This window comes from Saliphagus infecundisoli (assembly GCF_020177375.1).
Lineage (GTDB): Archaea > Halobacteriota > Halobacteria > Halobacteriales > Natrialbaceae > Saliphagus > Saliphagus infecundisoli.
In genome coordinates, this window is sequence record NZ_JAIWHV010000057.1 from 1 (window position 1) to 7,517 (window position 7,517).

Annotated in this window: 9 protein-coding genes and 2 pseudogenes; 7 read left to right on the forward strand and 4 right to left on the reverse strand. The window is 56.4% G+C overall.

Going from position 1 to position 7,517, the window contains the following annotated elements:
• Positions 1 to 120, forward strand: a pseudogene (locus LCF40_RS22530) (IS630 family transposase); the annotation flags it as partial.
• 7 nt (positions 121 to 127) lie between these two features.
• Here the strand turns inward: LCF40_RS22530 and LCF40_RS22535 are convergent.
• Positions 128 to 862 (reverse strand): MFS transporter, encoded by a 735-nt coding sequence (locus LCF40_RS22535; protein WP_224830374.1) that lies wholly within the window; start codon positions 860 to 862, stop codon positions 128 to 130.
• 190 nt (positions 863 to 1,052) lie between these two features.
• On the opposite strand from LCF40_RS22535, the gene LCF40_RS22540 reads away from it, so the two are divergent.
• Genes LCF40_RS22540 through LCF40_RS22550 form a run of 3 tightly spaced genes read left to right on the forward strand, consistent with a single transcriptional unit; the run spans position 1,053 to position 3,685 of the window.
• Entirely contained in the window at positions 1,053 to 1,589 is a 537-nt protein-coding gene (locus tag LCF40_RS22540) for a redoxin domain-containing protein (RefSeq protein WP_224830375.1), read from the forward strand.
• Positions 1,586 to 2,128, forward strand: a complete 543-nt coding sequence (locus LCF40_RS22545) for a DsbA family protein (RefSeq protein WP_224830376.1) — start codon at positions 1,586 to 1,588, stop codon at positions 2,126 to 2,128. Before LCF40_RS22540 ends, LCF40_RS22545 begins: the two co-directional genes overlap by 4 nt.
• Positions 2,129 to 2,170: 42 nt before the next feature.
• Complete coding sequence (locus LCF40_RS22550) at positions 2,171 to 3,685, forward strand: formate/nitrite transporter family protein (protein WP_224830377.1); 1,515 nt, start codon at positions 2,171 to 2,173, stop codon at positions 3,683 to 3,685.
• Between the two features lie 47 nt (positions 3,686 to 3,732).
• On the opposite strand, the gene LCF40_RS22555 is transcribed toward LCF40_RS22550, so the two are convergent.
• A complete protein-coding gene (locus tag LCF40_RS22555; protein WP_224830378.1) occupies positions 3,733 to 4,125 on the reverse strand; it encodes a cupin domain-containing protein in 393 nt (130 codons plus the stop codon).
• Positions 4,126 to 4,311: 186 nt separating this feature from the next.
• Between LCF40_RS22555 and LCF40_RS22560 the strand changes: the two genes are divergently transcribed.
• The 3 genes and pseudogenes from LCF40_RS22560 to LCF40_RS23640 all read left to right on the forward strand — a co-directional run.
• Positions 4,312 to 4,611, forward strand: a complete 300-nt coding sequence (locus LCF40_RS22560) for an MDR/zinc-dependent alcohol dehydrogenase-like family protein (RefSeq protein WP_224830379.1) — start codon at positions 4,312 to 4,314, stop codon at positions 4,609 to 4,611.
• A gap of 80 nt (positions 4,612 to 4,691) precedes the next feature.
• Positions 4,692 to 5,135, forward strand: coding sequence for a YybH family protein (locus tag LCF40_RS22565; protein WP_224830380.1), 444 nt, complete (start codon positions 4,692 to 4,694; stop codon positions 5,133 to 5,135).
• A 95-nt stretch (positions 5,136 to 5,230) separates the two neighbouring features.
• Positions 5,231 to 5,545: pseudogene (locus LCF40_RS23640) on the forward strand (alcohol dehydrogenase catalytic domain-containing protein); the annotation flags it as partial.
• A 205-nt stretch (positions 5,546 to 5,750) separates the two neighbouring features.
• On the opposite strand, the gene LCF40_RS22575 reads toward LCF40_RS23640, so the two are convergent.
• Positions 5,751 to 6,566, reverse strand: coding sequence for an IS5 family transposase (locus LCF40_RS22575; RefSeq protein WP_224830382.1), 816 nt, complete (start codon positions 6,564 to 6,566; stop codon positions 5,751 to 5,753).
• A gap of 551 nt (positions 6,567 to 7,117) precedes the next feature.
• A complete protein-coding gene (locus LCF40_RS22585; protein ID WP_224830383.1) occupies positions 7,118 to 7,228 on the reverse strand; it encodes a universal stress protein in 111 nt (36 codons plus the stop codon).
• Positions 7,229 to 7,517: the final 289 nt, after the last annotated feature.

A 7,517-nucleotide genomic window follows, 5' to 3' on the forward strand; every position in this document is an offset into this window, starting at 1 on the left:
GCGGAGGTCGCTGCGTGGGAACGCATCCGAAACGAGGATGACTCCGCTATCGACTGGCAGTTCACGACCGAAGATGCACGCATCAAACTCCGGCAGCTATATCCAACAAATCACGATTGAAGAGCTATTAGCTCTCTGTTAAGAAGAGCGGCAACGTGGTGATGATCGCACCGAACATCAGCACTTCGGCCAGTAGCGTCGCTGTGTACAACGCGAGAGTATCGCCTGTCTCCAAAATATCGATCACCTCACGGAGATACGCGATGCCGCGGGTCTTCTGAGCATTCGGTGGATCTTCAAGCGCGCAAAGCGCGAACAGGCCCACCGGTAGGCCAGCGAGGTACATGAGAAACGGCGCGTTCCACGCGATACCAGCAAGCACACCACCCAGAACGGGATACACCGCTGCGGCAATGGATAGTGTTGCGGTGTTGATGCCCAGTACAGTGTTTCGCTGGACGTCTTCAAACGTCTCGCTGATAATCGTTACCGTGGTGATGAAGATTCCGGCTGCCGCGATTCCCTGAAGAAGACGAATCGCCAGTAGTGTGGTGAAATCCGGTACGAACACGATCGCACTCCCACTGAGAGCGAATACAAATAGGGACGTGACGAGGACGCGTCGTCGACCGACACGATCCTCGACCATGCCAATGAGCGGTGAGAGGACGATTCCCGCGACAAAATAGCCGCTGACGAGTAGACTGACCTCGGTGTCGCTGATTGCAAACGCGTCGCGGATAACCGGGAGGGCCGGACTGAGTAGTGGCACTCCCAACGGGGCCAGCAAACTGCTGGCGAGGACGACTTGAACCGTTGAGGATCGCCACTGAATCGGCGTAGATTCACGCGCTGCTGCCATTGTTACTTATAGGAATTTGGGGTGTGTTTCAATCATCATCTACTCCGTTGAGTCCTTCTCAGCACTTCCAGTTGGTCGGCCGCAGATTAGCTGTTCCGAGCGAACAGTGTGAAGGATATCGTACAGTGTTCACCCTCCTTTGCAGTGTTCACGAGGAATTGCTATACGCACCCCAGTAGTATCGACCACTGTGACACCTGATGCAGCGGAGGGGGAGATAGATTACACCCACCCGGAATTGGAAGCCGAACAGACACCACTTCAACCGGGAACGGAGGCACCCGACTTCACGCTTCCAACAACACCCGATCAAGCGGTGACGCTCAGCAACTTCCGTGGGCAGCCGGTCATTCTCGCGTTCTATCCCGCGGACTGGAGCCCCGTTTGCGGCGATCAGATGGGGCTCTACAATGAGTTCCTCTCGGAATTCCGGGATTACAACGCCCAGCTATTCGGTCTCTCGGTAGATGGTGTGTGGTCGCACGACGCGTTCGAAGCCGACCGCAATCTGCACTTTCCGTTACTCGCTGACTTCGAGCCGAAGGGGGAGGTCGCACGTGCATACGGCGTGTACCGTGATGAACCAGGAACTGCCGAACGGGCGCTGTTTGTCATCGACGCTGAAGGCGTCGTCCAGTGGAGCTACGTCTCGCCAGTCGGAGTAAATCCGGGTGTGGACGGGATTCTGGATGCACTCGAAGAACTTCCTTCGGAGGAAAACCAATGAGCCAAACCTCGGTCAACGACCTCAATCAGCCAGTCACCGAGCGTGATCACACATACGGACCAGCAGACGCGTCGGTGACGCTCGTCGAGTATGGTGATTACGAATGTCCTTACTGCGAACAGGCACATCGTGTCATGAAAGAACTCCGTGGGGAGCTCAACGATGAAGTACAGTTCGTTTTCCGAAATTTCCCACTCCGGCAGATGCATCCTCACGCCGAGCTGGCGGCCGAAGCAGCTGAGGCCGCCAGCGCACAGGGTGCCTTCTGGGAAATGCATGACCATCTCTACGAACATCAGGACGCGCTCGAACGAGAGGACTTGGATGGCTATGCCGCCGAACTCGGTCTCGATGAAGACGAGTTCGTTCGCGCACTCAACGAGGGCCGGCACGAGGAACGCGTCCAGCAGGACTTCCTGAATGGGGCTCACAGTGGCGTCAACGCGACACCCACGTTCTTCATCAATGGGACGCGCTACGACGGTCAGTGGGACGCGCCGACGCTCCGCGCCGCACTCGAAGACGCAATGAGACAGTAAGATCGGACTACAGACACGTGAACTCAATTTAGAGGCTATTCAATGAGCACAGTCGAACCCCCGAGCCTCACTCTCCCAGCCGGCGAACGCGACCACAGCCGCGGGCCAGCGGACGCACCTGTGACACTCGTTCAGTACGGCGATTTTGAGTGTCCGCATTGTGGTGACATCTACCCAGTCATTAGACGTATTCAAAACCGGGTTGGAACGCGGCTCCGACTGATATTCCGACATTTTCCGCTCACCCAGCAGCACCCACATGCCCAGCAGGCAGCCGAGGCAGCCGAAGCTGCCGGTGCTCAAGGAGACGCCGAATTCTGGCGAATGCATGATCGGCTCTACGAACACCAGAATGCACTGACCGATGAGGACCTCGAAGAACATGCTGAGGTTCTTGGATTGGACACTGGACGGTTTGTGCAAGAGTTGAATGAAGGGGTCCACGAAGACCGAGTTGACGAAGACCGGCTTAGTGGTGCACGTAGTGGGGTAAACGGTACACCCACGCTTTTCATCAACGGAGAACGATATGATGGACCTTTGGAGTTCGAGTCCCTGCTTACCGCTATTGCCGAAGCAGGCGACTTGGTAGACATCCAACGGTCGATGGATCTCGATAATCGTGAACTCAGAGAGACGATTGACCGTTCACGTCGCGGTGCGCCAGCGGCTGGCGCAGCTGTGCGCGATCAGTTCTCGGCCGATGAGATTTTCCAACGAGTTACTGCTACAGCGGATGAGGATATCGACCGGAGCGTGCGTCTGCTTTTCTTCAGTGGACTCGCTGCCGGTTTGAGCCTTGGAGCAACATTCTTCGGCCGAGCGGTCATGACGACCGCCTATCCCAATGATCCAATCGGTCTCGGCAACATTTTTTACCCACTCGGATTTATCTTTATTGTTCTTGGTGGCTATCAACTCTACACGGAAAACACACTCACACCAGTGACGTTGGTTCTGACACGACTTGCAAGCATCCCACGCCTGCTTCGGCTTTGGGGAATCGTCGCTGTTGCGAACGTCGCTGGTGTGACTATTATTGCACTTTTGTTTGCGAGGACAGGCATTTTCAATGCGGCTGTCGCTGAAACCGCCCGTGGATTCGGCGAACACGCGCTATCCATCTCATGGTCAGCGTTATTTTTTAGAGCAATGATCGCTGGTGGGCTTGTTGCGACGATGGTTTGGTTGACTCATGCAGCGCGAGAGGCGACGGCTCGCTTTCTCATCGTCTATATGATCATGTTTCTCATTCCAGCTGGTGATCTCTTCCATTGTATTACCGGTGCCTGCGAGGTATTGTATCTGGCCTTCGTTGGGGGCACCGACCTTGTGACAGCATTTGTGGACTTTTTCATTCCAGTCGTGCTCGGGAATACCATCGGCGGTATTGCCTTCGTTGCACTGGTGAACTACAGCATGACTGCTGAACGGCGATTCTCTGATCGTGATCGGCTTCAACGTGAATTGGACTGGTCTGAATGGCTGTTGGGAAGCTATGCTGATCGCCTCCTCAGTGAACGTGAAGGTGAATCAGGGCCGACGAAATCGGACTAATACGGTCGTCCCCACCACTCAGAAACAAGCGGCAAGCGGAGGCCACGTTACTTTCCGTCTTCGTCGGGACGGATACCGTCTTCTCCTGCTTTTGGAGCCCCGATAATGAGAACAACGCTGTCTTCGCTTGCGACTGTCTTTCGCCATACTTCAGGTGAGACATAGAGCGATTCACCCGCTCCAAGGGTCAGTGATTCGTCCTCGATGTCGACTTCTAGCTCTCCTTCGATCACGTGATAGAATTCCTCCTGCACCTCGTGTTTGTGCATATTCCCCGCGGCACCCGCTGGAAACCTCCACAGCATGGGCTGCATCTGCTGCGTCTCGAATTCGTCTCCAAGCGGCTTGACAACGCGTCCGTCATCCTCCTCCACAATGTCGCCGTAGTAATCAAAAACAATAGTACCATCCGTGGTGGTCCCGTCGATTTTCGAGTACATGGGTCACGTATTGTAGGGATTCAGGATGGAATAACTATTCCTTGTGAACAGCGTTCGGCACCCTTCACTTTGTTCAGGCGACGTTGCACCGTTCAGCAGAAATAGTCAACGGGTCAGTGTGCGTCCATTGGTGCGGTATGCGAGCAGCTGTCATGACTGGCTTTCAAGAGCCGCTCGACATCCAAGATGTCGACCCGCCCAATCCCGGAGCGGACGGTATCGTCGTTGACCTCGATGTTTGTGGGGTGCGTCGCGGGCGAAGTAGCGCTCCCGACCGACGTGATGGTCACGAACGAACTCGACTTCCGTGGATCACTCGGGATGCCGCCTGCCCAGTATCCCGAAATGCTTGAAATGGTCGAAACGGGCAAACTCGACCCGGAAGCGATAGTCTCCGAAACCATCGCGCTGGAGGATACCCAAGATCGGCTCGATGCAATGACGGAGTACCGAACGCATGGATTCCCGGTCATTGCGGAGTTCTGAGCCGTGACCCGGCCAGACACCATCCAGCAATCGCTTCGATCCGAGAGAGCACCAGACACAGCCACTCATACCATCCACCAATGACGACAGAACCCCTCGAAACGGTCTCAGAAGAAGAGCACGACGAATTCGAATCGCTCATACAGCGCTTCACCGCCGCGTGGAGTACGGACACTGGCACACCTGAGTACGAGGAAGTGAGCGAGTTCTATGCCCCAGAGGATGACGTCATCCTCTACGATTTCGTTGACCCACGGGCGGGCTACCACGGCTGGGAGGAACTTCGGCCCGGCTTGGAAAAAGAAATCTACGCCGGTGTCTCCAGCCTCGACTGGACGCCGAGCGACGTATGGGCGGTCCGGCGTGACGACATCGCATGGACCGGATTCAACTGGGACATGACTATACGGTTCGACGACGGCGATACTGAAACGATCGACACGGGCCGCATGACGATGATCTGGGAGATGCGCAACGGCAGCTGGCGGATCGTCCACGAGCACTCTTCGGTGCCCCGGGAGTAATCCATGAGCGAACACTCAGCCGTAACCAGCCCCCATCCAAAGTGCAGTGTCGTCCCCCCAACCGATGAGGGAAGCCTCATTAGGGGGACCGTATCATGAGAGCTGTTCAAGTCAATTCCGCTGGCGGAGAGTTCGAGGTCGTGGAGCGTGAGGTGCCTGACCCCGGAACCGGGCAAGTTCGCGTCAAAGTAGACGCATGCGGAGTCTGTCACAGCGATGCTTACGTGAAAGAGGGAGCAAGACCCGGTATCGAGTATCCGCGGGTCCCTGGGCACGAAGTCGCCGGCACCATCGACGACCTCGGGGCCGACATAACGGCGTGGGAGGAAGGCGAGCGTGTCGGTGTCGGCTGGCACGGCGGACACTGTTTCGTCTGCGAGCCATGTCGACAAGGCGATTTCATGCCTTGTTGAATCGCAAGACTGCGTCGAGGTAAGGACGCTCGTTCAGACGTTCACGGCGTTAGAGACGGGATTTCGGGATCAGAAGATGCAGTAGCGGTCGCTACTGATGCGTGTTGAAGGGTCAGAACTATGGTATCTTGGTCTCTTGGTTCGGTGACGGCGGCGATGCCTCTCCCGGATACGTCCGGAGAAAGAGAGCAGGCGGCGAGCCCTAACTCGCCGCCTGCGTGAGGTTATGCACGATACACTTCCGAGTGAGCTCCCGGAATTGGCCGTGCCAACTCCGGGAGCGTAACTTCTCGCCGTCGTCCTCTTTCAACTGCGAGAAGCCTGTTTCACTCATCCAGCGCTGGTTGTAGTCCTCGTTCATCCGGGCGTTGTGAGCCTTCTGTAACGGAGTCTGCTCCCTGTGCTTGATCAATGGTCGCGTTGATTCGGAGCGACACTCCTCACGGAGGTCGCTCCACGAGTAGTTCGCGTCAGCAGACATCACACGCAGGTCTTCCGCGTTCCGGCGGAAGACCTGCATCCCGATATGGCCGTCCCACGCCTTCTTGGTCGTGTAGTGAACGTCCTTGATCGCCAGCGAGTGCACGTCGATCAAGATCGTCGTCTTCAGTGAGTGGAACGAGTAGTTCGCGCGGTCGCGGTAGTGATGACTGGTTTGATCGCGCTGGAAGCCACTCGCGTCAATGGCCGCTTCACCACTCCAGCCCGCCTGCTCCGCGCTTCGGCGGAGCAGGCGGCGGAGTTCACGCATCCGATACTCTTGTTCCCACCGGCAGAGCGAACTGTAGTGCGGTGCCTCATCGAGGTCAAACACAGCGAGGACGCCGGGCATCTCGTCAAGATAATCCTCAGTCTCGCGAAGGCTCTTCTCGAGTTCGATACGGAACAGAATTAACGCGATCTGTGCCCACTCAGCGTACCCGTCCGCGCCCTCCGGCGCGGCGGGTACGTCTGGATCATCAACGTGCTGTTTGGCAAGGTCTCGACACATTCGCGCCAGCCGTCTGAGCGATACCATATCGCCAGACGGCGTCGTAATCCTGGTGAGCCTGACGAAGTCTTGCCGTGAGAGCGTCTGAAGCTGCCGTCAATCGGCAGCAAAACAAGGCAATCGGAGTTCGACTTCATCGGCGGTGCCGACGACGTGTTGATTTGTGACGACGTGCCCAGCGTCGTCGTAAACAAACCCCGATCCGGCACCTCTCGGGGCACGACCGCGACGGCTGCCCTCACCAGCCGTCGTGTAGATCGAAACCACCGAGGAGGCTGCCGTGCGATACAGCTGTTCGTACGAACGAGGATGGGTTCCGCCGCGTTCGTCTGTGTTGATGTCGGACATAGACCGTATAGCATCTCACTGCTTCCGCCGGACGGGATGACACGGCATTGTGTCCGCTGCCCCATACCGTTCAAGAGCCAGCGCGTTCGCCCAGCGGTCGACACTACGGAGTAGTCGAAGGCGAAGTATGTGCCCTCGTTCGGCGAACGCCGAAATTGTTGGAATGAGGGCTGCGTCCACGGTTTTTCGAGCGTCTTGGTTCTACCCGTTCTCATGCTCTATGTCAGGTTTCACAGTGAAACCGGGATTTCAGTTCGTCGCATCACCCTCGCAGTTGTGCTCCCGAGAAGCACCCGATCCAGACCAGTCCGACCATGGGTTCCCATGACGACCAGATACATCAGTTTTCATTACCAGGCTTCATAAATAGTCGAAATCTGACAATCCGGGTTAGTTTCGACAATGCAGAGTATCAAAGAATGGACTCAAGAATGGTGAAATACTGTCACTAATCGGTTCCGGATTTGACCCACTTTCAACTACTGCTCAACGGAGGTGACGTTCTGTGGCGTTTCGACTATTTAAAACCGGCGTGAGCCGGTAGTGACGGCCTGATGTCTGTGATTTCCACGTCATCAGATAGGCCGTCATCGGGTGAAACGGATGCCAACAACATCAATTCTGTCGAAA